This is a genomic window from Flavobacterium rhamnosi, from assembly GCF_048286515.1.
Classification (GTDB): domain Bacteria; phylum Bacteroidota; class Bacteroidia; order Flavobacteriales; family Flavobacteriaceae; genus Flavobacterium.
On sequence record NZ_JBLVPS010000036.1, the window covers coordinates 1 to 24,746 of the forward strand.

Genomic DNA, 24,746 nt, shown 5'->3' on the forward strand with positions numbered 1-24,746 from the left:
ATCCCGAACAGAGTAGTTAAGCCCGCCTGCGCAGATGGTACTGCAGTTATGTGGGAGAGTATGTCGTCGCCTTTCTTTAAAGAATCCTCATCATTCATTTGATGAGGATTTTTTTGTGTTTGATATGGGCGTAAAAAAAACGGGTAATCTATAAGATGTGTTGTGTAAATCTTCTCGATTATATCTATATACCAGTATTAGATAATAAACGAATTACAGAACAGTTGTATATAACGTTTTACACTACAATATTTTCCAAATATAGCTTGCTAAAAATGGATCAATCCTAAAACCTGTGGGGAAGCAAAAATTAAGGATCAATCCTAAAAATGATGTGAAGTTAAAGATTAATTTAAAAATTTTTTAACTATATTTAAGTGTAAAGTGCTTATCTTTAATGTATTAAGTTTTTTTATTGTGATTTTTTAAATCCATTAATAATTAAAACTAGACGGTTATGAAAACAGCGGTAAAAATTTTCATTCTGTTCCTTGCTATCAATTTAATTCCATTGATCATACCGCAAAAAGTAACTGCACAGGTATCCATTAACTTCCAACTTTTTTATGATAATTTAAGCCCGTATGGTTATTGGGTAAATAATCCAGAGTACGGATATGTTTGGGTACCTAATGTATCCGATGCGTTTATTCCGTATGGCACTAACGGTCATTGGGTATTTACCAATGTCGGTTGGACATGGGTTTCTAATTATTCCTGGGGCTGGGCACCTTTTCACTATGGGCGCTGGTTTTATGACCCTTATTATGGATGGATATGGGTGCCAGGTTACGAGTGGGGTCCTGGATGGGTTACTTGGAGGGCATCTGATGATTATTACGGATGGGCACCAATAGGTCCGGGTATTAGCATTACTATTGCGTATAGTAGTGGATATCGTTTGCCATATAATCAGTGGATATTTGTAAGAGACAGGGATTTTGGAAGAACTAATATTTATAATTATCATATTCCTTCGTCTAGAAACGTTACGATTATTAATAATTCCACGGTGATAAATAATATTTATCGTGATAATTCAACCCGTGTAAGATATAATGCCGGACCTAGTAGAGTTGATGTGCAAAGGCGAAGTAATAGTAAAATCTCGCCGGTAACTATAAGGGAAAGGAATAGACCAGGTCAAAGTCTTAGCAATAGAGAACTTGGAATATATAAACCGCAGGTTAGAAAAAATAGGACTACCGATAGAACACCTGCACCGTCTAAAGTGACGCGATTGAAAGATGTTAAACCAACTGCGCAAAGAAATATTGGAACACAAAGAGGGAATGAAAGCCAGCCAACAAAACAGCAGCAACTTCGCCAACAAAGAGAAGATCAGCAGTCTAAAGATAAGCAGATTAGACAACAACGCAATAATCAGCCATCCAAAGAACAGCAGATTAGACAAGAACGTAGTAATCAGCAAGCCAAAGAGCAGCAGATCAGACAGCAGCAAATGGAACGCCAAGCCAAAGAGCAGCGTGTTATGCAACAACACAATAATCAACAAACGAAAGAGCAACAAATCAGACAGCAACGAAATGATGTGAAAGGAAAACAAAAACAAAATTAGGTACTTAATTCTTCAATGTTAATAGCTCATGATTGGGATATTGAAAAGTGGATATTGAAAAGTGGATATTGAAATAGATGGGAATTGAAGCGCAGGGTTTAAAGGAAAATTGTCCTGTTTAGAGGAGTTATCAGGAAAGCAATGATTGCTCTATAGTTTTTCGCTAAAGAAAGATAAGAACAAAACAGAATAGTTTGAATTTTGAAAAATGTAAAGGCATAAGTGATTGAAGTAAAAATCTAAACTATATTAATTTACTAAAATTTAGAAACATGAAAAAATTAGTTTATTTAATCAGTTTGGTAGGAATCATGGCATTGTTCAGTGCCTGTTCAGCGGGATATGTTTCCGTTGTACCTGTGTACGAAGACGTTTACATACCAGCCCGTCCCGGTGGGAGTTATATTTGGATAGAGGGCAATTGGTATTGGAATAATAGAACACGGTCTTATAGACATTCAGATGGTAATTGGACATTGCCACGGAAAGGCCGTAATTATGAACCGGGTCGTTGGAATGAATCGAGACGTGGTTATCGATGGGTACCGGGTAGATGGCGGTAAACGGTGTTTGAAAAAATTAGCCTCTATGTAAAAATTGAAAAAAGCAGGAATGCATATCGGTATAATCCGCGTTCATGATGGCTATTATTATTATTATTATTATTATTATTATTATGAGAGAGTTATCGTCTTTCATTAAAATATCCTATTGCTTTATTTGAGTGGGATTATATGTGATAGATTGATATTAATTGGAGCGACTATATCCGTTAGACCAACGGTTCGCTTAATTTGTAGGCTAAGCGAGACTAAGACTTGAAATGAATAGGTGGCTTGGATCTTTGGAAAGCTCTTGCTCCAAGTACTATTGATAATGTTCTCGATAATACTCACAAATAGAGTTAATCGGACATTCCGGGCATTTAGGAGTTGGCCGACAAATTTCTCTTCCCAGAAAAGAAATTGCCATTCCAATTTCTCCCCAAATTTCTCTTGGCAGCACCTGCATGAGTTGTTTTTCGGCTTTAATTCCATCTTTAGTTTCTGTGATTATTCCAATTCTCGGGGCAACCCGAATAACATGTAAATCGGCTATAATTCCTTCAGCAGGAACTTTTGCTTCACGCATAATTACATTGGCAGATTTTCGTCCAATACCTTTTAGAGCAACTAAATCCTCCATAGTGAGCGGAATTTTTTCGTCTTTTTGGACGGTTTGAGCAATTTCCAATAACCATTTACCTTTATTGCCAAAATTCCTCACATTAGAGATATAGGGAATTAATGCATCTAGATTCGATACTGCCAAACTTTCCATATTCGGATAAGCTTCAAATAAGCCAGGAGCAATCTTATTTATATGGGCATCAGAGTCTTGAGCTGATAGCACCACCATTACTAAAAGCTGGTACAAATTATGATGATCTAAAGGATGCTTTCTTCCTTTGTATTTTGTTAGAATGGGTTCTAATTTTTTAGCCCACTCCGATCTGTTTCCAAATAAATCCATAGCATTATTCTTTAAAGTCTACCGACAAGGAGTTCACACAGTACCGTTGTCCCGTTTTTGTAGGTCCGTCATCAAAAACATGTCCAAGGTGGCCTCCACAATTTGCACACAGAATTTCCGTACGTTTCATACCGTGCGTAACATCTGAAATGTAGTCTACTTTTCCAGGAATTGATTCATCAAAAGAAGGCCAACCGCAATTTGCATCAAACTTGGAATTGCTTTCAAACAATGGTTTTCCACAAGCACCACAACAATACGTTCCTTTTTCATAGTGCAAGTTGTAGGTTCCGGTATGAGGATATTCGGTCCCTTTTTGACGAAGAATTCTATAGCGTTCCGCTCCTAATTGTTCTTTCCATTCCTGCTCTGTTTTTTCGATAGGATATTTCATGATTTTACAGTTTTTATTTTTTGTATAACGTTGTAATACAGCTATTTATTTTGAATAAATTGAACTGTTTTTTCAATTACTTTATGATTGCCTAGAATTTTTCTATGCCCTAACCCCTCCGTTAAAAGTAACTCCCCGTTTTTTAGGTATTTATGAATGTGTATTCCCGCTTTTACCGGGACTTCTGGGTCATTGTTATCATGAATAACCAAAACGGGAATATCCGTTTCTTTTGCAGCCAAAAAAGCAGAAAAACTATTCATTTTTTCTCCGTATTTATCTTCGAAAAACGAAGATAAATAAGTGCTTACATTCGGCTTTAGTTCTAATTTTGCCACAAAATCATCCATGATGTCCTGCACGATATCACCACTTCCGATAACTACTGCACGATTAACTTTTAATCCTTTTTTTATCGCATTCAACACTGACATTCCACCTAAAGAGTGGCCAATTGCAGCTTCAAAAGGACCAAATTGATCGTCTATCTCTAAAATCGCAGCAATAAAGTCAATCATAATGGTAGTCTTTCCAGGCGATTTTCCATGCGCAGGTGCATCAAAACTAACCGTTGAATATCCTTCTTTTAGTAATTCATCCGCGATCTTGAATAATTGTGTGCCGCGTCCTGACCAGCCATGGACTAGTAAAACTTTCTTTTCACTTTTTCCATACTGGTATAAAACTACCTCTTTATCAATTGCCGGTATATTGATTAATTTTTGGATGCTATTGCGATCCATTTCTAATTCTCTTTTTGGAATTTTATGTTTTATAGGTGTAGTAAATAGTTTAGCCGCAAATAATGTTACCAGTTTTGGCGAAATAAAAGAGATTAATTTACTAGTTAATAAGATAATCTTAGGAATTTTCAATGATTCTGTATGAATAGAAGTTTTTTTTGTCATTTCACTAAATTTTCATGCGAGTTATTATGTTAATTTTTTTTTACTAAATTTAGAAAAACATAAAAGTAGTATTTTTTATAAAGTTTTAAATGGTATTAACATAAAAGACTGAAATAATAAATATTTAGAATTGTTAACAAAAAATACTTGACTAGCATTATAAATAACTGAAAAACAACAAAATTTCATAAATGGAAATATTTCATATAAGCGCAGAGTGTTATCCAGTAGCAAAAGTTGGCGGTTTAGCCGATGTTGTAGGTGCATTGCCAAAATATCAAAATAATGCAGGACATCTTGTAAGAGTTGTAATACCTTGTTATGATTCAAAGTTCAGAAACGAAAATGAGTTTGAATGTGTACATTGGGGGCATGTAAAATTGGGTAATTTTAATTTTCCTTTTAGTGTTCTAAAAGAAAAAACGGATAAGCTAGGATTTGAATTGTATTTGGTAGAAATACCAGAATTATTTGATAGAAAAGAAGTCTATGGATATGAGGATGATATCGAAAGGTTTTTGTCTTTCCAAATTGCCTCTTTAGATTGGATAATAGGTAGGCATGAAGTTCCAGATGTAATCAATTGTCATGATCATCACACGGGTGTGATTCCTTTTATGATGTTGTATTGTTATAAATATGAAAAGCTACGAAATACGCCTTCTATGATTACCATTCATAATGGATTGTATCAAGGACAGTTTGGGTTTGATAAATTGCATTACTTACCGGAGTTCGACTTGGCTCATGTTAATGTTTTAGAATGGGATAAGTGTGTCAATTCACTCGCTGTAGGTATTAAATGTGCGTGGGCAGTAACAACAGTTTCTCCTAATTATCTGAATGAAATCAATTATTCTGCGAATGGACTTGAATCCCTGTTTAATCTTGTACGGTATAAATCCAGAGGAATTTTGAATGGGATTGATGTAGAAGTATGGGATCCGGCCAAAGATAATATGCTTGAAAAGAACTATTCGATTAAAAACTTCGAAAATGGTAAACAGGAAAATAAAGAAAAATTATGTAACCTTTTCAATTTAGATCCAACAAAACCATTATTCAGTTTTATTGGAAGATTATTAGAAGAAAAAGGTGGTGACTTATTACCACATGCTGCAGCACTGGCATTGTCAGAAAATTATAAACAAATTAATATTTTGGTTTTGGGTTCAGGAAATCCAACTATTGAAAATCAACTCAATAGCTTGTTAGCGGATTATAAAGGCAATTACAATACCTTCATTGGGTATAATGAAGAGTTAGCCCATTTGATTTATGCGGGTTCTGATTTTTTATTGATGCCTTCAAGAGTAGAGCCTTGTGGTTTGAACCAAATGTACTCGTTGCGTTATGGAACAATTCCTATTGTAAGAAGAACAGGAGGATTGAAAGACACTGTTATTGATTTTGGTGATGATGGAAATGGGATTTGTCATGATCAGGCAACAGTAGGAGATATTTGTTACTCGATTATAAGGGCTGTGGATTTATACGACGATAAAAAACACTTGAATAAAATCAGAAAAATAGGAATGAGCACAGATCATTCCTGGGAAAGAGTCTGTCAAGAATATATAGAAATGTACAACTTAATAATTAAGAAGAAATGAAAGCTAAAAAGAAAAATGTTATTGCAATTATTTTAGGTGGAGGACAAGGATCCAGATTATACCCATTGACAGAAACAAGATCTAAGCCAGCTGTACCGATAGGAGGAAAGTATAGATTGGTCGATATTCCCATTTCAAATTGTATGAATTCAGATATTTACAGAATGTTTGTTTTGACACAATTCAACTCAGCTTCTTTAAATGCACATATTAAAAACACGTATAACTTTAGTATTTTTAGCCATGCATTTGTTGATATTCTTGCTGCGGAACAAACTCCTGATAATCCGACTTGGTTTCAAGGAACTGCAGATGCTGTAAGACAGTGTATGCCTCATTTCTTAAACCATGATTTTGATTATGCATTAATACTATCGGGAGATCAATTGTATCAAATGGATTTTAACGATATGCTGGAAGAACATATTAAAAGAGAAGCTGATATTACGATTGCTACTCTACCGGTAAATGCAAAAGATGCTCCTGAATTTGGAATATTAAAAACAAACTCCGAAAGCTGTATTGAATCTTTCATTGAGAAACCTGCAAAAGAGTTGTTGCCTGATTGGGAATCGGATGTGAGCGAGCAAATGAAGAGTGAAGGAAAACATTATTTGGCTTCGATGGGGATCTACATATTCAACAAAAAACTGTTGGTTGATATAATGTCCAATAAGGAAACTAAAGATTTTGGTAAAGAAATTATTCCACAAGCTGTAGGGCATAAAAAGATATTAAGTTACCAATATGAAGGATATTGGACTGATATCGGTAATATTGATTCCTTTTTTGAGGCTAATATTGGACTAACGGAAGATTTACCGAAGTTTAATTTATTCGATAACGATAATAAAATATATACTAGACCAAGACTATTACCACCATCAAAATTTCAAAAAACGACCATTGATAAATCTTTAATTTCCGAAGGTTGTATTTTGAATGCGAAAGAGATAAACCATTCTGTGATTGGTATTCGATCCAGAATAGGCGAGGGGACTATAATTCAAAATTGTTATGTAATGGGGAATGATTTCTATCAGAATATTGATGATATGAATGAAGACATTAAAAACAACAAACAATTGATAGGCATTGGAGAAAGGTGTTTTATAAAAAATGCTCTTGTAGATAAAAACTGCAGAATTGGTAATGATGTTTATATAGATGGAGGCAGTCATTTAGAAGATTTTTCTAACGAATTGTATGCTATAAAGGATGGGATTGTTGTTATAAAAAAAGGAGTAGTTATACCGGATAATTATATTATAAAGTAAATTTAAAAACTGTTTTTTCTTAAACTAATATTCTGTTTTTTTAAAAGAAATAGAATTATACAATTGTTATATGAGTAAAGTTATCTCGCATTCCCTTTTTACAGATTTTGATATTGATTTATTTAAAGCTGGGAAACATTTCCGACTCTACGAAAAACTAGGAGCACATCTTATAACGGTTGATGGAGCCGATGGTGTTTACTTTGCAGTTTGGGCTCCCACAGCACATTCAGTGTCTGTGGTTGGAGATTTCAATTTCTGGACACAAGGAGAACATTTGTTGAAAGTACGTTGGGATTCCTCTGGTATCTGGGAAGGATTTATTCCGAACATTAAAAAAGGAGCTACCTATAAATATAAAATACAGTCTTCTAATGGCGGAATTATTACTGAAAAAGCAGATCCTTTTGCTTTTTACTGTGAAAAACCACCGCATACAGCTTCGGTTGTCTGGGATTTAGATTATAAATGGAAAGATAAAAACTGGATGGAAACGCGTCAAAATCATAATGGTTTAGACAAACCCTATTCTGTATATGAAGTGCATTTGGGTTCATGGAAGCGTCATGGCGAAGAAAATCGTTTTTTGACTTACCTCGAATTTGCCGAAGATTTGGTAAATTATGTAAAAGAAACTGGTTTTACTCATGTTGAGTTCATGCCTATTATGGAGTATCCTTACGATCCGTCTTGGGGATATCAATTAGTAGGCTATTTTGCACCAACATCCCGTTTCGGAAACCCTCAGGATTTTATGCATTTGGTAGACAAATTGCACGAAGCAGGAATTGGAGTAATTCTGGATTGGGTACCTTCTCATTTTCCAGATGATGCCCATGGTTTAGGATTTTTTGATGGATCAAATCTTTTTGAGCATCCTGATCGTAGAAAAGGATATCATCCAGATTGGAAAAGTTTAGTTTTTAATTATGGACGAAATGAAGTCCGTTCATTTTTGATTAGTAATGCGTTGTTTTGGTTGCAGCATTATCATGCTGATGCTTTGCGTGTTGATGCGGTTGCTTCCATGTTGTATCTGGATTATTCCAGAAATGAAGGGGAATGGGAACCAAATATTTACGGAGGCAGAGAAAATCTTGATACTATAAGCTTTTTAAAGGAATTTAATGAAGCGGTGTATTTGAATTATGAAGGAGTACAAACTATTGCAGAGGAAAGTACTTCCTTTCCTATGGTTTCCAGACCTACATCTGTTGGAGGACTAGGATTTGGGATGAAATGGATGATGGGATGGATGCACGATACTTTAGAGTATTTTCAAAAGGATACTGTATATAGAAAATACCATCAAAACGATTTGACTTTTTCGATGACCTATACCTTTTCCGAAAATTTTATGTTGCCACTTTCGCACGATGAAGTAGTTTATGGAAAAAAATCAATTGCAGGGAGGATGCCAGGCGATGAATGGCAAAAGTTCGCGAATTTGAGACTATTGTATGGTTATATGTTCATGCACCCTGGAACTAAGCTGTTGTTTATGGGAAGTGAATTTGGACAAAGTAGCGAGTGGAACTTTGAAGGAAGTTTAGATTGGCATTTGTTGCAATATCCATACCATGAAGGCGTAAAAAAATTGATTACTGATTTGAATGCATTGTATAAAACGCAACCGGCGTTACATGAAAAACAATTCAGTCCGGAAGGATTTGAATGGATTAATTATTCAGATCATCAAAATGCAGTGATGTCTTTTATTCGAAAAGGGAATAATCAAAAAGATGATGTTATTGTAGTTTGCAATTTTACTCAGGTAGTTCGTCCCAATTATCGTATTGGTTTACCAAGAAAAGGTAAGTTAGCAGAAATTTTCAATAGTGATGCAGCAAATTATGGAGGAAGCGGCGTTTCCAATCTTAAAAAAATTGCAATAGAATCCTTGCCTTATGACGGAAGGGACTATTCAGCTGAATTGCTTTTACCACCTTTAAGTGTTACTGTTTTAAAAATTTCATAAATAAATATTGTTTGTATTATCAAATATACATTGCTAATGATTCTTTAATTTATAGATAATTAGCAATGTGATTTTGATATTAGGATAGTTATAAACGATAACGTTTTCGCGAATAAACCTCAGATAAATACCTGTTTACAAAGTATTTTCGTATGTTTGAGTTCCAAAAAAGATTAAAATTAATACCATAAAAAATGATTACAAATACAGAATTAGAATATAAAGGAGATTTATATCCCACAAAAATTGTTGCTTTTGAGCATGAAGTAGATTCGGTATGTTTTCATACAGATAATAGTGTTATTTTAAAAGTAACGGTATTAAGAGATAGTTTAATACGTTTCAGATTTACTACAAAAGGATATTTTAGTAACGATTTTTCCTATGCTATCGACAAAAGTCATTCTCATGGGTATAACTTTCTTGAGGTTTCTGAAGTAGAAGATTATTATCAGATAAAAACTAGTAAAGTACAATGTAGGATTCAAAAAGCAGATATGAGATTGTCTATTTTTGATTTGGATGAAAATGTTATTTTAGAAGACGAATTAGGTTTTCATTGGGAGGAAAGCTATGAATATGGTGGCAATATCGTGAAAATGAGCAAAGCTTCAAAAGATGGTGAATGCTTTTATGGACTTGGAGATAAAGCAACTCAATTAAATTTGAAAGGAAAAAGATTAGAGAATTTTGCTACGGATCAATATGCATTTCAAAAAGACCAAGAACCGTTATACAAAGTTGTTCCGTTTTATATTGGATTGCAAAACAAACAATCTTACGGAATTTTCTTTGACAATACTTTCAGAACCTATTTTGATTTTTGTCATGAAAGAAGAAATGTAACCAGTTATTGGGCTGAAGGTGGAGAAATGAACTATTATTTCATTTATGGACCGCAAATGCAAGACGTAGTTACCACTTATACTGATTTGACCGGTAAGCCAGAATTGCCACCTCTTTGGGCCTTGGGGTACCATCAATGTAAATGGAGCTATTATCCTGAAAGTAATTTAAAAGAAGTTGCTGCTAAATTTAGAGAATTAAGGATTCCATGTGATGCACTGTATTTGGATATTGATTATATGGAAGGTTTTAGATGTTTCACTTGGAACAAAGAATATTTTCCAGACCCAAAAAGAATGGTTGCTGAATTGGCCGAAGATGGTTTCAAAACAGTTGTAATCATTGATCCGGGAATAAAAATAGACAAGGAATACTCTGTATATAAAGAAGCATTAAAGAATGATTACTTCTGCAAAAGAGCCGATGGTCCTTATATGAAAGGAAAAGTATGGCCTGGAGAATGTAATTTTCCTGATTATACGAATCCAGCAGTAAGAGAATGGTGGGCTGGATTGTTTAAAGAATTGATTTCTGAGATTGGAGTAAAAGGAGTGTGGAATGATATGAATGAACCTGCTGTTATGGAGGTTCCTAATAAAACATTTCCGATGGACGTAAGACATGATTACGATGGGAATCCCTGTAGTCATAGAAAAGCACATAACATCTATGGAACGCAAATGGCAAGGGCAACGTATCATGGTGTAAAACGATTCGCTTATCCAAAAAGACCTTTTGTTATTACGAGATCTGCGTATGCGGGGGCACAGCGATACACCTCTTCTTGGACAGGTGATAATGTTGCTACATGGGAACATTTATGGATAGCCAACATTCAAGTGCAACGAATGTCCATTTCGGGAATGGGTTTCACTGGATCGGATATTGGAGGTTTTGCGGAACAACCTTCCGGGGAGTTATATGCCCGTTGGATTCAATTAGGGGTTTTCCATCCTTTTTGCAGAACGCACTCTTCAGGTGATCACGGCGATCAGGAACCATGGGCATTTGATGAAGAAGTGATTGATATCACCAGAAAATTTGTCAATTTGCGATATCAATTATTACCCTACCTGTATACTATGTTTTGGCAGTACATTGAAGAGGGAATTCCTATGTTGAAACCTTTGGTTTATTATGATCAAGAAGATATTCAGACGCACTACAGAAATGATGAGTTTGTTTTTGGAAACCAAATTTTAGTTTGCCCTATTTTAGAACCTAATTCTTTAGGCAGAAGAATGTATATTCCGCGTGGACAATGGTATAATTATTGGACCAATGAAGAAGTTAAAGGTGGGAAAGAAATTTGGGTAGATTGTAAATTCGACCAAATTCCTCTTTTTGTAAAAGCAGGGGCAGTAATTCCAAAATACCCTGTTCAGCAATATGTCGGAGAATTGGAATTTGACGAATTGACATTGGATGTCTACTACAAAGAAGGGAAAGAAAAGTCAGTGGTTTATGAGGATGCTCAAGACGGATATGATTATAAAAAAGGAAGATATAGCTTTCAGTCATTTCAAACAATAGGTAAGGAAAAAGAGCTAATCATCCAGTTGCATAAAGAAGGAAAATATGACACCAATTATTCGAAGTATAAAATTAATCTAGTTGGATTGCCATTTAAAGTTAAGGAGATTGAAATTGATAATGAGATAGTTGTATTTGATCAAAAAGCTTTCGAAAGTGAAGGTTATTTAGTTGTAGGTAAGGAATTTACAGAATTACATGTAATAGGTGAATAACAAAAAGTTGATACATTTAAATTTAATTATGTAAATAAAAAATTCATAATAGTTGTATTTTTGTTTTAAACTTAATATAAAAATATATGAAAAAGAACTTATTACTAGGAATTTTCGCAATGGGATTATTGTACTCTTGTGCAACCAATCCTCTTACAGGAAAAAAAAGCTTGAATTTTGTTTCTAACAGTGAGTTGTTTCCATCATCTTTTCAACAATACGGGACTTTTTTAAAAGAAAATAAAGTTATTGTAGGGACTGCTGATGCAAGAAGAGTAGAGACCGTTGGCGTGAGAATCAAAGCAGCTGCAGAAAAATATTTAACCTATTTAGGGCAATCACAATATTTGAATGATTATCGCTGGGAATATAAATTAATTGATAGTAAAGAAGTTAATGCCTGGTGTATGCCTGGTGGAAAAATTGTTGTTTACTCAGGAATACTACCAATAACTAAAGATGATGCTGGTTTAGCTACTGTAATGGGACATGAAGTTTCGCATGCATTAGCAAATCACGGAGCTCAAAGAATGAGTGCTGCTCAATTGCAACAATTAGGAGCTGTAGGAGTTGCAGTTGCAACCGGTAGTCAAAGTGAAGAAAAACAACAGATGTGGCAACAATATTACGGCTTAGGCTCACAAGTGGGTGTTATGCTTCCATTTAGTAGAAATCATGAGACTGAAGCTGATAAAATCGGACTTACGCTTATGGCAATTGCTGGATACAATGCGGATGATTCTGTAATTTTTTGGCAAAGAATGGCTGCGCAGTCTACAGGACAGTCGCCTCCGGAATTCTTAAGTACGCATCCATCGGATGCTACCAGGATTGCAAATTTGAAAGCATTAATACCTGAAGCAAAAGCATTAGCGGCAAAAGTTGGGGTTATTTACAGATAATACTTCGTATTTTGATATTATAACTTCGAAGGTTTGATCACGATTTTAATAGGCTATTCTCCAAAGAGAGTAGCCTATTTTAGTGTATATAAGATTGTCTTTTCTCTAGCAGATCCGAAGTAATGCCGTTCTGGCGGACAGAAAACTATTACAATGGAAAGGCCAAAAGAGTAATCCCTTACCTACGCAATCGTTTTTTTTCATAATAACATAACGTTGATTATTAATCAGTAACGATTTATTAAAAGCAAATTATCATTTTTTGGCTAATTCTAAACAAAAAATAAATAAATTCGTAGCATAAAAAAAGAACCATGGCAGATTTACAAAAAGGAAATAAAAAATTATTAAACGCTTGGGCTTTTTATGATTGGGCGAATTCCGTTTATCCGTTAGTAATTACCTCTGCAGTTTTTCCAATTTTTTATGATGCATTATTTTCAGACAGAAATCATTATATATCAGTTTTTGGTTTTAGTGTTAAAAATTCTGCGTTGATTAGTTTTGTTACCGCTTTTTCTTTTTTGATAGTTGCATTAATTTCTCCATTATTATCTGGTATCTCAGATTATGTGGGTAATAAAAAATCTTTTATGAAGTTTTTTTGTTATTTGGGAGCCTTATCCTGCGTAGGATTGTATTGGTTTAGTTTGGAAAATATTTATATAAGCTTATTGTTTTATTTTTTAGGTTTAATCGGTTTTTGGGGAAGTTTGGTGTTTTACAATTCCTATTTGCCGGATATTGCCTTTGTAGAACAACAAGATGAAACCAGTGCCAAAGGATATTCTTATGGTTATATAGGGAGTGTAATATTGTTGATAATCAATTTAGGAATGATTATGATGCCGGACATTTTTGGTATTACTGGAACTAAAGGTGAGGCAGCAATGAAAGCAATGCGATATTCTTTTATAATGGTGGGTATCTGGTGGATAATTTTTAGTCAATATACCTATTATTACCTCCCAAAAGGAAGTAGAGATGCAGAGCGAAAAGTAACAAAAGCTCTAATTTTCAATGGATTCAGAGAATTGAAGAAAGTATGGTATTTACTTGGTCATAACGTTGCTTTAAAAAAATACCTGATTAGTTTCTTTGTTTACAGTATGGCTGTTCAGACCGTAATGCTTATCGCTACTTATTTTGGTGCACAAGAAATTGCATGGGCATCGAAAAGTGAAAGTACAACAGGTTTAATTATTTGTATCTTATTGATTCAGTTAGTAGCTATTATTGGTGCAATATTCACTTCAAAAGCATCAGAAAAATTCGGAAATATTCCTACGCTAATTGTGATTAATTGTTTTTGGGTTTTATTATGTGCAGCAGCTTATTTTATAACCTTGCCGATACATTTTTATATTATGGCCGGTTTGGTGGGGCTTGTGATGGGAGGGATTCAGGCTTTATCACGCTCAACTTATTCTAAATTATTGCCTGAAACGGAGGATACCGCTTCATTTTTTAGTTTTTATGATGTTTCCGAAAAAATAGGAATAGTCATTGGGATGTTGGTTTATGGAATTATTGACCAAATTACAGGAAGTCCGCGATTAGCAATTGTATTTCTTGGAGTGTTTTTTGTTGTTGGCGTTCTATTACTCAGGAGAGTTCCAAAAAGAGAGGTATTAAATTAATAAAATACAAAATAGTCTTCTTTTTTTATTTTTTTACACTTACTAAAAACAGGTATTTTCTTATTTATAAATTATAAATTTTTTCTTTATTTGTAAGAAGAAGTTATCGATTTTACTTTCACTTTGGCATAATGATTGACTCTTTTAGTGTCAAGCTAATTAATCATGTCATACATCGATTTTATTTAAATTACCAGTATGATAGTTTATATTTGCTTGGTAAATTAAATTTTTTAATGACAAAAAGACTTAAATAATATATGTCAAATCATAAAATACTTACTATTGACAATCTGTCACTGCAGGAATTTGATTCTGAAGCAGATTTAATACCACTATTGACTCCTGAAGACGAGGAGGAAATGAATAACGAAGCATTGCCTGAATCATTAGCTATTTTGCCATTGCGCAACATGGTTTTGTTTCCGGGTGTAGTGATCCCAATTACTGCCGGACGTGATAAATCAATAAAATTAATTAATGATGCAAATGCAGCTGGTAAAATCATTGGTGTTGTAGCTCAAAAAAATGAGCAAGACGAAGATCCAACTCCGGAAGATATTCATCATATAGGTACTGTAGCTAGAATTTTAAGGGTTTTAAAAATGCCTGATGGTAACGTGACAGTTATACTTCAGGGCAAAAAGCGCTTTGAAATTGATTCTGTAATTGCTGAAAGTCCATATTTAACTGCAAAAATTAAGGAAGTTCCGGAAAAAAGACCAGGAAAGCATGACACGGAGTTTATTGCGATTCTTGATTCTGTGAAAGAATTAGCGATTCAAATTATAAAAGAAAGCCCAAACATTCCTACGGAGGCTACATTCGCGATTAAAAATATTGAAAGTCAATCTTTTTTAATCAATTTCGTTACTTCTAACATGAACTTAACGGTTAAAGAAAAGCAAGATTTGTTAGCTATTAATGAATTAAAAGTTAGAGCTTTAGAGACATTACGTTATATGAATGTTGAGTTGCAAAAACTCGAGTTAAAAAATGATATTCAATCGAAAGTTCGATTTGATTTAGACCAGCAACAACGGGAATATTTCCTTCACCAGCAAATGAAAACTATCCAGGAAGAGTTGGGTGGTGTTTCGCAGGAAGAGGAAATGGATGAGATGTTACAAAAGTCTTTGACTAAGAAATGGGACGAAAAAACGAAAAAACACTTTGAGAAGGAATTATCCAAGATGCGTCGAATGAATCCTCAAGCACCTGATTTTGGTATTCAAAGGAACTACTTGGAGTTGTTTTTGGAACTGCCTTGGAATGAATATTCTAAAGATGATTTTGATTTGAAAAGGGCTCAAAAAATCCTAGATAGAGATCACTTTGGGTTAGAAGATGTAAAGAAAAGAATGATTGAACATTTGGCAGTTTTAAAATTGCGAAATGATATGAAATCACCAATAATCTGTTTGACAGGACCTCCGGGAGTTGGGAAAACATCTATTGGTAGATCTATTGCAGAAGCATTGGGTAGAAAATATGTTAGAATTTCATTAGGTGGTTTACGTGATGAAGCGGAGATTCGTGGACACAGAAAAACCTATATAGGTGCTATGCCGGGAAGAATTATTCAAAGCTTGAAGAAAGCAGGAACATCAAATCCTGTATTTGTTTTGGATGAAATAGATAAATTATCAAATAGTAATCAAGGAGATCCGTCTTCGGCATTATTAGAAGTTTTAGATCCGGAGCAAAATAATTCTTTTTATGATAATTTCCTGGAAATGGGTTATGATTTATCTAAAGTCATGTTTATTGCTACTTCTAATAATATGGCTGCTATTCAACCGGCGTTGAAAGATAGAATGGAAATTATCAAAATGTCAGGATATACTATTGAAGAAAAGGTAGAAATCGCTCGTCAGCATTTGTTTCCAAGACAATTGAAAGAACATGGTTTAACAACCAAAGATTTAACAATTGGAAAAAAGCAGCTGGAAAAAATTGTAGAAGGATATACACGGGAATCTGGCGTTCGTGGCTTAGAAGCAAAAATTGCACAAGTGATTCGTAACGCAGCAAAATCTGTTGCAATGGAAGAAGAATATAATAAAAAAGTGACTGATGGAGATATCATAAAGTCATTGGGTGTTCCAAGATTAGAAAGAGACAAATACGAGAATAATGATGTTGCCGGTGTGGTGACTGGTTTAGCTTGGACTTCTGTTGGTGGGGATATTCTTTTTATTGAATCTTTACTTTCTCCGGGAAAAGGAGGGATGACCATTACTGGAAATCTGGGGACGGTAATGAAAGAATCTGCAACAATTGCTTTAGAATACATCAAGGCTAACGCTAAACTTTTAGGATTAGATTCAGAGATACTTTCTAAATATAATATCCATTTACACGTTCCGGAAGGAGCTACCCCAAAAGACGGTCCTAGTGCCGGGATTGCGATGCTGACTTCATTAGTTTCGCTATTAACACAAAAGCGTGTGAAGAAAAACTTGGCAATGACAGGAGAAATTACCTTGAGAGGAAAAGTTTTACCAGTTGGAGGAATAAAAGAAAAGATTTTGGCTGCTAAGAGAGCTAATATCAAGGAAATTATTCTGTGTCAAGAAAATAAAAGTGATATTGATGAAATAAAGCCCGAATATCTTGAAGGTCTGACTTTTCATTATGTTAAGGAAATGAGCGAAGTGCTTAAATACGCCTTGACAGATCAGAAAGTTAAAAATGCAAAGGATTTAAAATAAAAAAATAATTTTTAATTTAAAAATTCCAAATTCAAAATCTAATATACAGGTTTGGAATTTGGAATTTTTATTTTAATTCCGGGTTTGAAATTTGCTGTTTATTGTATTTATAATTTTATCTTCGCATCTGCGTTTTACCTTACATAAACTGCGATTTTAAGCATGCCGAGAAAACTTTTATTATATTCCTTCTGTTTCATTTGTTCTGTGTCTTACAGTCAAATAGGAGGTAAGTATACGTATCAGTTTTTGAATTTGATCACTTCGCCGAGACAAGCCGCTTTAGGGGGTAAAGTGATTACAATTTATGATGATGATGTAAACCAGGCTCATTTTAATCCTGGGACCATAAATACAGAAATGGACAACCACTTGGCTTTGAATTATGGAAGTTATTACAAAGAAGTATCTTATGGAACGGCTTCTTACGCGTACACCTATGACCGTCATTTGCAAACTTTTCAAGCGGGTATCAATTATGTAAATTATGGTAATTTTGATGGTTATGATGAAAATGGTCAACCCACGGCCTCTTTTACAGGAAGCGAAATAGCACTTTCATTTGGGTATGCATATACTATTCCTAATACAGCGATTCATATAGGTGCAAATGCAAAATTGATTTCTTCAAACTTAGAAAGTTATAGCTCTTTTGGCGGTGCGATTGATATCGGTGCTCTTTTCATTGATGAAAAAAATGATGTAAATTGGGGTTTGGTAATACGAAATATTGGAACTCAATTTACCACCTATAATGGTACAAACGAAAAATTACCCTTAGAAATTATAGCGGGTGTTTCACAAGAATTAGAGAATGTACCAATCCGCTGGCACCTTACATTAGAAAATTTGCAACAGTGGAATATTGCTTTTGCTAATCCTGAAAGAGCAGAATCGTCGATTGATGGAAGTTCCACTAATGAGAAAGTAACAGTTATAAATAATGCACTGCGACATGTAATTATGGGAGTAGAGCTTTTTCCAAAAAAATCGTTTAATATTCGATTAGGATATAATTTTCGCAGAGCAGAAGAATTACGAATTTTGGAACAACGCAATTTTTCGGGAGTTTCACTTGGGTTTGGATTAAAATTCAATAAATTAAAATTTAATTATTCGTATTCCAGATATTCATTGGCGGGTAATACGAGTTTATTTGGCTTAACTATTAACTTACAATAATATTATTTTGGAAAAAAAAATTACCATAGCAATAGACGGATTCTCGTCCACAGGAAAAAGTACTCTAGCAAAGCAACTGTCCAATCATTTGGGATATATTTATGTTGATACTGGGGCAATGTATCGCGCTGTTGCATTTTTTGCGATGCAAAACGGGTACATAAATGCTGATTTTTTTGATAAGGAAACATTAATTAACAGTTTACCAAATATTAGATTGCAATTCAAATTTAATGCTGATTTGGGTTTTGCGGAAATGTATTTGAATGATGTAAATATTGAAAAAGAAATCAGAACTATTGCTGTTTCTAATTTTGTAAGCAAAGTAGCTGAAGTATCTGAGGTACGTGCTAAGTTAGTGGAGCAGCAAAAAGAAATGGGAAAAGATAAAGGGATTGTTATGGACGGTAGGGATATTGGGACCGTCGTTTTTCCAGGTGCCGAACTTAAAATATTTATGACTGCAAGTGCAACCACCAGAGCACAAAGGCGCTATGATGAATTGATACAAAAAGGAGACAATGTCACTTTTGAAGAAGTGCTTAAAAATGTAGAAGAGCGAGATTATATTGATACACACAGAAAGGATTCTCCTTTGGTTATGGCTGATGATGCTGTAGAAATTGATAATTCGCATCTTACCCGAGAAGAACAATTTAAAGTTGTTTTAGATTTGGTAAGTGAAATTATTAAAGCGTTGTAAACTTTTGTAGATCTCTTTTTTAATATTAGATTTACGCCCTTATTACATTTTTAAGCTAAAAAAACAATTCACTATATGGGAATTAAAAACAGATTGGTTTTAATGAACTTTCTTCAATTTTTTATTTGGGGTTCATGGTTGTTAACTATTGGTGCATATTGGTTTAATAATAAACATTGGTCGGGAACAGAGTTTGGAATCATATTTTCGACAATGGGAATTTCATCTGTTTTTATGCCGGCTTTAACAGGAATAATTTCGGATCGATTTATGAATGCAGAAAAATTATATGGCTTGCTTCATTTTCTTGGAGCTGCAGCTTTATTTTATTTGCCACAAGTCGATAATCCTACTACATTTTTTTGGGTGATGCTAGTGAATATGTTTTTTTATATGCCAACTATTTCCTTGTCGATAACAGTGGCTTATAATGCATTAATTGCAAAAGAAATGGATGTGGTGAAAGATTATCCACCTATTAGGATTTGGGGAACAATAGGTTTTATTGTGGCGCTTTGGGTGGTAAGTTTAACGCATAATGAGACTTCCGCCAATCAATTTTATATTGCCGGAATTGTTTCATTTCTATTAGGAGCTTATGCATTCACTCTTCCTAAATGTCCTCCTATGTGTAAAGGGGAAAAAGGGGCTTCTTTTACGCAGGTTTTGGGATTGAATGCCTTTGAATTATTCAAAAAACGAAAATTTGCCATTTTCTTTATCTTTTCGATGTTATTGGGCGCTGCTTTGCAATTGACAAATGCTTATGGAGATACTTATATTCATGATTTTGCTACTGTTGACGCTTATAAAAATACAATAGCAGTGAAATATCCTGCTATAATCATGTCGATTTCACAAGTGTCAGAAACACTGTTTATATTAGCGATTCCCTTTTTTCTTAGGAAATTTGGAATTAAATATGTGATGTTATTCAGCATGCTGGCATGGGTTTTACGTTTTGGATTATTTGCTTTTGGAAATCCTACTGATGGTCTTTGGATGATTATTATGTCTTGTATTGTATACGGAATGGCATTTGACTTTTTTAACATCTCAGGTTCTTTGTTTGTGGAGACGCAAACAGATTCAAAAATTAGAGGAAGTGCGCAGGGATTGTTTATGATGATGGTGAATGGTTTTGGAGCATTAATCGGAAGTTTTACCAGTGGTTATATTATCCAAAAATACTTCACCTTGGCAGATGGAAGTAAAGAATGGCAGAATATTTGGATAACTTTTGCCACTTATGCTTTGGTGCTGGCGATTATTTTTCCGTTTGTTTTCAAATACAATCATGATCCAAAAGCATTGGAAAAATTCAGTCACTAAGTTGTTTTTTATAGTAACCAAACCCGCCTTTTTTTCTATGAAATTAGGCGGTTTTTTTATGCGAAAAACAGTTTAACATCGAAGGAGCCACGATGGGTTTGATATCCTCGAAGCGGAGTGGAGATAAAGGTGATAGCTTAAACTTTGTATCAAAAAATTGCTGGATAACTCACTACTGATTCTCAATCTATTATCTTGTCCGTAAAATTTTGCTATTTAAGATAAATGTGTTACTTTTGCAGTCCTTTTGGTGAATAAGAGTTTCCTTTAGGTATCAACTAATTATACAAACAACTTCTGTTGTTTTCTATCACATTAAGAAACTCGAGAGAATACAGAATACAAATTTTTAATCAGCATGTCTGAACAAGTAAAATCACAAGAAGAGTTTTTAGCAAATTTTAACTGGCACAATTTCGAAGAAGGTATTGATGCAGTTGATGAGAAAAACTTATTAGAATTCGAAGAACTAGTTTCAAAAACATTTATCGCTACTGATCAAGAAGAAGTTGTAGATGGTGTAGTTGTTAGAATTACAGATAGAGACGTTATCGTTGATATCAACGCAAAATCGGAAGGTGTTATTTCATTGAACGAATTCCGTTACAACCCAGCCTTAAAAGTAGGTGATACTGTAGAAGTATTAATTGACATCCGTGAGGATAAAACTGGTCAATTAGTGTTGTCTCACAGAAAAGCACGTACTATCAAATCATGGGATAGAGTTATTTCTGCAAACGAAACAGGAGAAATCGTTAATGGTTTTGTAAAATGCAGAACTAAAGGTGGTATGATCGTTGATGTTTTCGGAATTGAAGCTTTCTTACCAGGATCTCAAATTGATGTTAAGCCAATTAGAGACTACGATGTATATGTAAACAAAATGATGGAATTCAAAGTGGTAAAAATTAACCACGAATTCAAAAATGTTGTTGTTTCTCATAAAGCGCTTATTGAAGCGGATATTGAAATCCAGAAAAAAGAAATCATCGGTCAATTACAAAAAGGACAAGTATTAGAAGGTGTTGTTAAAAACATTACTTCTTATGGTGTGTTTATTGACTTAGGTGGTGTTGATGGATTAATTCACATTACTGACCTTTCTTGGAGTCGTATTAACCACCCAAGTGAAGTTCTTGAATTAGATCAAAAATTAAATGTTGTAATCCTTGATTTCGATGATGAGAAAACAAGAATTCAATTAGGATTGAAACAATTAAACGCTCACCCTTGGGATGCTCTTGATGCTAAATTAGCTATTGGAGACAAAGTAAAAGGTAAAGTAGTTGTAATCGCTGATTACGGTGCTTTCATCGAAGTTGCTGAAGGTGTTGAAGGTTTAATCCACGTTTCTGAAATGTCTTGGTCTACTCATTTACGTTCTGCTCAAGATTTCGTAAAAGTAGGTGATGTTGTTGAAGCTGTTATCTTGACTTTAGATAGAGATGATCGTAAAATGTCATTAGGTATCAAACAATTGTCTCAAGATCCTTGGACTGATATCACTGCTAAATACCCAGTAGGTTCTAAACATACAGGTATCGTTAGAAACTTTACAAACTTTGGAATTTTCGTAGAATTAGAAGAAGGAATTGATGGATTAATCTACATCTCTGACTTATCTTGGACTAAGAAAATCAAACACCCATCTGAATTTGTAAATGTTGGTGAAAAACTTGATGTAGTTGTATTAGAATTAGATGTTGAAGGACGTAAATTATCTTTAGGTCACAAACAAACTACTGCTAATCCTTGGGATCAATATGAAGATTCTTTCGCAGTTGGAACTATCCATACAGGTGAAATTTCTGAAATCGTTGACAAAGGGGCTACTGTAGAATTCGGTGATGATATCGTTGCTTTCATTCCTACACGTCACCTTGAAAAAGAAGACGGAAAGAAATTGAAAAAAGGTGATTCAGCTGATTTCAAAGTAATTGAATTCAACAAAGAATTCAAAAGAGTAGTTGCTTCTCACACTGCTATCTTCCGTGAAGAAGAAGAGAAAAATGTGAAAGCAGTTTCTGAAAACACTTCATCTAATTCATCTACAAATGCACCAGCTGCAACTTTAGGTGATAACAATGATATGTTAGCTGCATTGAAAGCTAAAATGGAAAAATCAGAGAAAAAATAATTTCTTAAAATTTTTTGAATATAGAAAGCTCCGCAATTTTGCGGAGCTTTCTTTTTGTTAATAGTTTTCTATGTAGCAATTTAAAGTGATTTTTATAAGATTGTAAAGTATATATTTTTGTAAGAAAAAAAATATTAAATCATTTAATGATTTATATTTACAAATCTAATAATCATAAATATGAAAAAAAGCTACTTTTTACTTATTTCTTTATGTTTTTTAACAACTGTAAAATCACAGATTATTTCTATTCCAGATGTAAATTTTAAGGCGCAATTACTAAAATCCGATGGAGTGTATAGTCAAATTGGATATAATTCTAGATTTGATCCTATTAAAATTGATACAAATTCGAATGGTGAAATCGAAGTTAGTGAAGCTTTGAATATCTATGGATTAACTCTTGAAAGCTATTCAGATATTTCAGATTTGACAGGTATCGAATATTTTTCGAATTTATTTTTTTTAAATTGTAATAATAATAAACTGACATCGCTAAATCTTAATAATTTATTGAATTTGAATTATTTAAGATGTAATGGTAATTTATTAACGTCACTAGACTAAGAAGTTTGAAGAATTTATATCTTTTAAATTGCACAGGTAATCAACTAACTTCATTAAAAATAGAAGGCTTATCCCAACTCAATGAATTAGAACGTTATAATAATAAGCTAACGACACTTAATTTAACGGGACTTACAAATCTTACTAAATTACAATGTATTGATAATCATATAAATGAATTGAATTTGAGTGAATTAACAAGCCTTCAGTCTTTACTTTGTGCAGGAAATAAATTGACATCGTTGAATCTAAATGGATTAGCATTACTTGAATACTTAGTTTGTGATAATAATTTATTGACATCGTTAAATGTTAGTGGTTTTACTAATCTTCGTAGTTTATCATGTTCAAGTAATTTACTAACATCATTTAACATAAGTAACTCTCCGAATATTTCTTATTTGGAATGTGGTTATAATCGGTTAAATTCTATCATAAAATCAGGATTTTATAAGTTTATTAGATTTGATTGCTCTAATAATTTGTTGTCAACTCTAGATTTATCGGATGATATTTATGGAGATAATCGTGCTAACTATAATTTAGATAATAATCAGCTTACATCCATAATTCTTAAAAATGGGCGTGCTACTGGAGTAACATTTGCTAACAATCCAAAGCTAAAATATAGATGTAGATGAAGAAGAAGTGGTATTTGCGCAGGAAATCACAGCAACATTCCTATTAATCAAAATAGCTGTATATAGAATCAGATTTGCTATAACTTAAAAAACTATTTAAAATTTAATCAGAAATAGTTTTTTTTAATTATCTGCTACTGATTAATTAATTCTTAATAAACTTTCTACTTGAAGTTCCTCTATCTGAAATTACTTTAATAAAATAATTTCCTGCTGTTAAACCAGAAACATCAATTTCTGAAACTTTCTCAGCATTTGGAACAGCCAAAATCAACTGTCCTAAAGTATTGTAAATTGAAATTGATTGTACTTCGATTACTTCTTTTGAGTTAATATTCAAAACAGATTTAGAAGGATTTGGATATAAGGTAAAATAACTAGAAAACTCAAAATCTTGTGCTCCCAAAGCTTTAAATGTTGAAGTTACCTTGTTAGTTATGATTGGGAAGTTATAATCAAAAAAGATACTTGCATCATTTACAAAAGTATCATTCACTATGAGTGTTGGCTTAGTCTTAATTTTAAAAGATTCTATTTATTTTTATAATAATATGATTTCGTCATGATCTTCTAAGTTCTGCAATTCGAACCTTCAATGTTTTGAGGATTCTTTTCTGTTTCAACTCAAATAAATCAAATCTATTTTTTTCTGAAAATATCTTATAAAAGGGTTTGTCAATTAAATTTATTTCACTCTATATTTTTATGATTATCAGTTGTTTGGAAAAAAGTTTTGTTCTTTTAAAACCAAAACCAAACTGACAGCGTAAATGAATTTATATAACTTTTAAAAAATAGATTTTATGAAAACTAGAAAATTTTTATCAATTGCATTTTTTGCATTAGTCTTTGGAGCAACTTCTTTCGCTCAAAAAAGTGTTATGGTTGGAGGAGCTGCTATGTATCCGACTAAAAATATTATTGAAAATGCAGTAAATTCTAAAGATCACACTACATTGTGAACGGTAAATAAGAATGCAGAGTTTTTGGCAACTGGAAGTGCAGAGTATTCGGCAAGAATGAATACATAGTTTGATTCAAAAGTAGGGTATTATTTTGAAGAATCAAAAAAC

At 33.4% G+C, this 24,746-nt stretch carries 19 protein-coding genes, 1 rRNA gene and 1 pseudogene; 17 read left to right on the top strand and 4 right to left on the bottom strand.

Annotated elements, in window-relative coordinates; all coding sequences use genetic code 11:
• The 3 genes from rrf to ACNQGN_RS18170 all read left to right on the top strand — a co-directional run.
• Positions 1–75, top strand: a 5S ribosomal RNA gene (rrf, locus tag ACNQGN_RS18945); the annotation flags it as partial.
• 436 nt (positions 76–511) lie between these two features.
• Positions 512–1,579 carry a DUF6600 domain-containing protein gene (locus ACNQGN_RS18165; protein WP_417989240.1) on the top strand — a complete coding sequence of 356 codons (1,068 nt, stop codon included), beginning with the start codon at positions 512–514 and terminating at the stop codon, positions 1,577–1,579.
• A 311-nt stretch (positions 1,580–1,890) separates the two neighbouring features.
• Positions 1,891–2,142, top strand: coding sequence for a hypothetical protein (locus ACNQGN_RS18170; RefSeq protein WP_417989258.1), 252 nt, complete (start codon positions 1,891–1,893; stop codon positions 2,140–2,142).
• A 304-nt stretch (positions 2,143–2,446) separates the two neighbouring features.
• Here the strand turns inward: ACNQGN_RS18170 and ACNQGN_RS18175 are convergent, their stop codons facing one another.
• From ACNQGN_RS18175 to ACNQGN_RS18185, 3 genes are read right to left on the bottom strand one after another with little or no spacing between them, the layout of a single operon-like run.
• Positions 2,447–3,091 (bottom strand): endonuclease III domain-containing protein, encoded by a 645-nt coding sequence (locus ACNQGN_RS18175; RefSeq protein WP_417989241.1) that lies wholly within the window; start codon positions 3,089–3,091, stop codon positions 2,447–2,449.
• A gap of 4 nt (positions 3,092–3,095) precedes the next feature.
• Positions 3,096–3,485 (bottom strand): peptide-methionine (R)-S-oxide reductase MsrB, encoded by a 390-nt coding sequence (msrB, locus tag ACNQGN_RS18180; RefSeq protein WP_417989242.1) that lies wholly within the window; start codon positions 3,483–3,485, stop codon positions 3,096–3,098.
• 41 nt (positions 3,486–3,526) lie between these two features.
• On the bottom strand, positions 3,527–4,393 hold the full coding sequence (locus tag ACNQGN_RS18185) for an alpha/beta hydrolase (protein WP_417989243.1): 867 nt from the start codon (positions 4,391–4,393) through the stop codon (positions 3,527–3,529).
• A 191-nt stretch (positions 4,394–4,584) separates the two neighbouring features.
• Between ACNQGN_RS18185 and ACNQGN_RS18190 the strand changes: the two genes are divergently transcribed.
• The 13 genes from ACNQGN_RS18190 (at position 4,585) to ACNQGN_RS18250 (ending at position 23,673) form a co-directional block, all read left to right on the top strand.
• A complete protein-coding gene (locus ACNQGN_RS18190) occupies positions 4,585–6,006 on the top strand; it encodes a glycogen synthase (protein WP_417989244.1) in 1,422 nt (473 codons plus the stop codon).
• Positions 6,003–7,283 carry a glucose-1-phosphate adenylyltransferase gene (locus ACNQGN_RS18195; RefSeq protein WP_417989245.1) on the top strand — a complete coding sequence of 427 codons (1,281 nt, stop codon included), beginning with the start codon at positions 6,003–6,005 and terminating at the stop codon, positions 7,281–7,283. Before ACNQGN_RS18190 ends, ACNQGN_RS18195 begins: the two co-directional genes overlap by 4 nt.
• 70 nt (positions 7,284–7,353) lie before the next feature.
• Positions 7,354–9,261 carry a 1,4-alpha-glucan branching protein GlgB gene (gene glgB / locus ACNQGN_RS18200; RefSeq protein ID WP_417989246.1) on the top strand — a complete coding sequence of 636 codons (1,908 nt, stop codon included), beginning with the start codon at positions 7,354–7,356 and terminating at the stop codon, positions 9,259–9,261.
• Positions 9,262–9,455: 194 nt separating this feature from the next.
• Positions 9,456–11,855 carry a glycoside hydrolase family 31 protein gene (locus tag ACNQGN_RS18205; protein ID WP_417989247.1) on the top strand — a complete coding sequence of 800 codons (2,400 nt, stop codon included), beginning with the start codon at positions 9,456–9,458 and terminating at the stop codon, positions 11,853–11,855.
• Positions 11,856–11,941: 86 nt separating this feature from the next.
• Positions 11,942–12,757 carry a M48 family metallopeptidase gene (locus ACNQGN_RS18210; RefSeq protein WP_417989248.1) on the top strand — a complete coding sequence of 272 codons (816 nt, stop codon included), beginning with the start codon at positions 11,942–11,944 and terminating at the stop codon, positions 12,755–12,757.
• Between the two features lie 314 nt (positions 12,758–13,071).
• Positions 13,072–14,397, top strand: a complete 1,326-nt coding sequence (locus ACNQGN_RS18215) for an MFS transporter (RefSeq protein WP_417989249.1) — start codon at positions 13,072–13,074, stop codon at positions 14,395–14,397.
• Positions 14,398–14,657: 260 nt separating this feature from the next.
• Entirely contained in the window at positions 14,658–17,111 is a 2,454-nt protein-coding gene (lon, locus tag ACNQGN_RS18220) for an endopeptidase La (protein ID WP_417989250.1), read from the top strand.
• Positions 17,112–17,273: 162 nt separating this feature from the next.
• A complete protein-coding gene (gene porQ, locus ACNQGN_RS18225; protein WP_417989251.1) occupies positions 17,274–18,293 on the top strand; it encodes a type IX secretion system protein PorQ in 1,020 nt (339 codons plus the stop codon).
• Between the two features lie 7 nt (positions 18,294–18,300).
• Positions 18,301–18,996: a (d)CMP kinase gene (gene cmk / locus ACNQGN_RS18230; RefSeq protein WP_417989252.1), complete on the top strand. Its 696-nt coding sequence runs from the start codon at positions 18,301–18,303 to the stop codon at positions 18,994–18,996.
• A gap of 75 nt (positions 18,997–19,071) precedes the next feature.
• The gene (locus ACNQGN_RS18235) at positions 19,072–20,328 is read left to right on the top strand and encodes a nucleoside permease (RefSeq protein WP_417989253.1); all 1,257 of its coding nucleotides are present in this window, start codon (positions 19,072–19,074) and stop codon (positions 20,326–20,328) included.
• 358 nt (positions 20,329–20,686) lie between these two features.
• Positions 20,687–22,465, top strand: coding sequence for a 30S ribosomal protein S1 (gene rpsA / locus ACNQGN_RS18240; RefSeq protein WP_417989254.1), 1,779 nt, complete (start codon positions 20,687–20,689; stop codon positions 22,463–22,465).
• A 180-nt stretch (positions 22,466–22,645) separates the two neighbouring features.
• The gene (locus ACNQGN_RS18245; RefSeq protein ID WP_417989255.1) at positions 22,646–23,032 is read left to right on the top strand and encodes a hypothetical protein; all 387 of its coding nucleotides are present in this window, start codon (positions 22,646–22,648) and stop codon (positions 23,030–23,032) included.
• A 5-nt stretch (positions 23,033–23,037) separates the two neighbouring features.
• Entirely contained in the window at positions 23,038–23,673 is a 636-nt protein-coding gene (locus ACNQGN_RS18250; protein WP_417989256.1) for a leucine-rich repeat domain-containing protein, read from the top strand.
• A gap of 145 nt (positions 23,674–23,818) precedes the next feature.
• On the opposite strand, the gene ACNQGN_RS18255 is transcribed toward ACNQGN_RS18250, so the two are convergent.
• Positions 23,819–24,208 (bottom strand): T9SS type A sorting domain-containing protein, encoded by a 390-nt coding sequence (locus ACNQGN_RS18255; RefSeq protein WP_470303678.1) that lies wholly within the window; start codon positions 24,206–24,208, stop codon positions 23,819–23,821.
• A gap of 268 nt (positions 24,209–24,476) precedes the next feature.
• Between ACNQGN_RS18255 and ACNQGN_RS18260 the strand changes: the two are divergent.
• Positions 24,477–24,632: pseudogene (locus ACNQGN_RS18260) on the top strand (fasciclin domain-containing protein); the annotation flags it as partial.
• Positions 24,633–24,746: the final 114 nt, after the last annotated feature.

Coding starts and splice junctions, on each gene's coding strand:
- ACNQGN_RS18170 (WP_417989258.1), top strand. CDS start 1,891: ATGGCATTGTTCAGTGCCTGTTCAGCGGGATATGTTTCCGTTGTACCT.
- ACNQGN_RS18175 (WP_417989241.1), bottom strand. CDS start 3,091: ATGGATTTATTTGGAAACAGATCGGAGTGGGCTAAAAAATTAGAACCC.
- msrB (WP_417989242.1), bottom strand. CDS start 3,485: ATGAAATATCCTATCGAAAAAACAGAGCAGGAATGGAAAGAACAATTA.
- ACNQGN_RS18185 (WP_417989243.1), bottom strand. CDS start 4,393: ATGACAAAAAAAACTTCTATTCATACAGAATCATTGAAAATTCCTAAG.
- ACNQGN_RS18190 (WP_417989244.1), top strand. CDS start 4,585: ATGGAAATATTTCATATAAGCGCAGAGTGTTATCCAGTAGCAAAAGTT.
- ACNQGN_RS18195 (WP_417989245.1), top strand. CDS start 6,003: ATGAAAGCTAAAAAGAAAAATGTTATTGCAATTATTTTAGGTGGAGGA.
- glgB (WP_417989246.1), top strand. CDS start 7,354: ATGAGTAAAGTTATCTCGCATTCCCTTTTTACAGATTTTGATATTGAT.
- ACNQGN_RS18205 (WP_417989247.1), top strand. CDS start 9,456: ATGATTACAAATACAGAATTAGAATATAAAGGAGATTTATATCCCACA.
- ACNQGN_RS18210 (WP_417989248.1), top strand. CDS start 11,942: ATGAAAAAGAACTTATTACTAGGAATTTTCGCAATGGGATTATTGTAC.
- ACNQGN_RS18215 (WP_417989249.1), top strand. CDS start 13,072: ATGGCAGATTTACAAAAAGGAAATAAAAAATTATTAAACGCTTGGGCT.
- lon (WP_417989250.1), top strand. CDS start 14,658: ATGTCAAATCATAAAATACTTACTATTGACAATCTGTCACTGCAGGAA.
- porQ (WP_417989251.1), top strand. CDS start 17,274: ATGCCGAGAAAACTTTTATTATATTCCTTCTGTTTCATTTGTTCTGTG.
- ACNQGN_RS18235 (WP_417989253.1), top strand. CDS start 19,072: ATGGGAATTAAAAACAGATTGGTTTTAATGAACTTTCTTCAATTTTTT.
- rpsA (WP_417989254.1), top strand. CDS start 20,687: ATGTCTGAACAAGTAAAATCACAAGAAGAGTTTTTAGCAAATTTTAAC.
- ACNQGN_RS18245 (WP_417989255.1), top strand. CDS start 22,646: ATGAAAAAAAGCTACTTTTTACTTATTTCTTTATGTTTTTTAACAACT.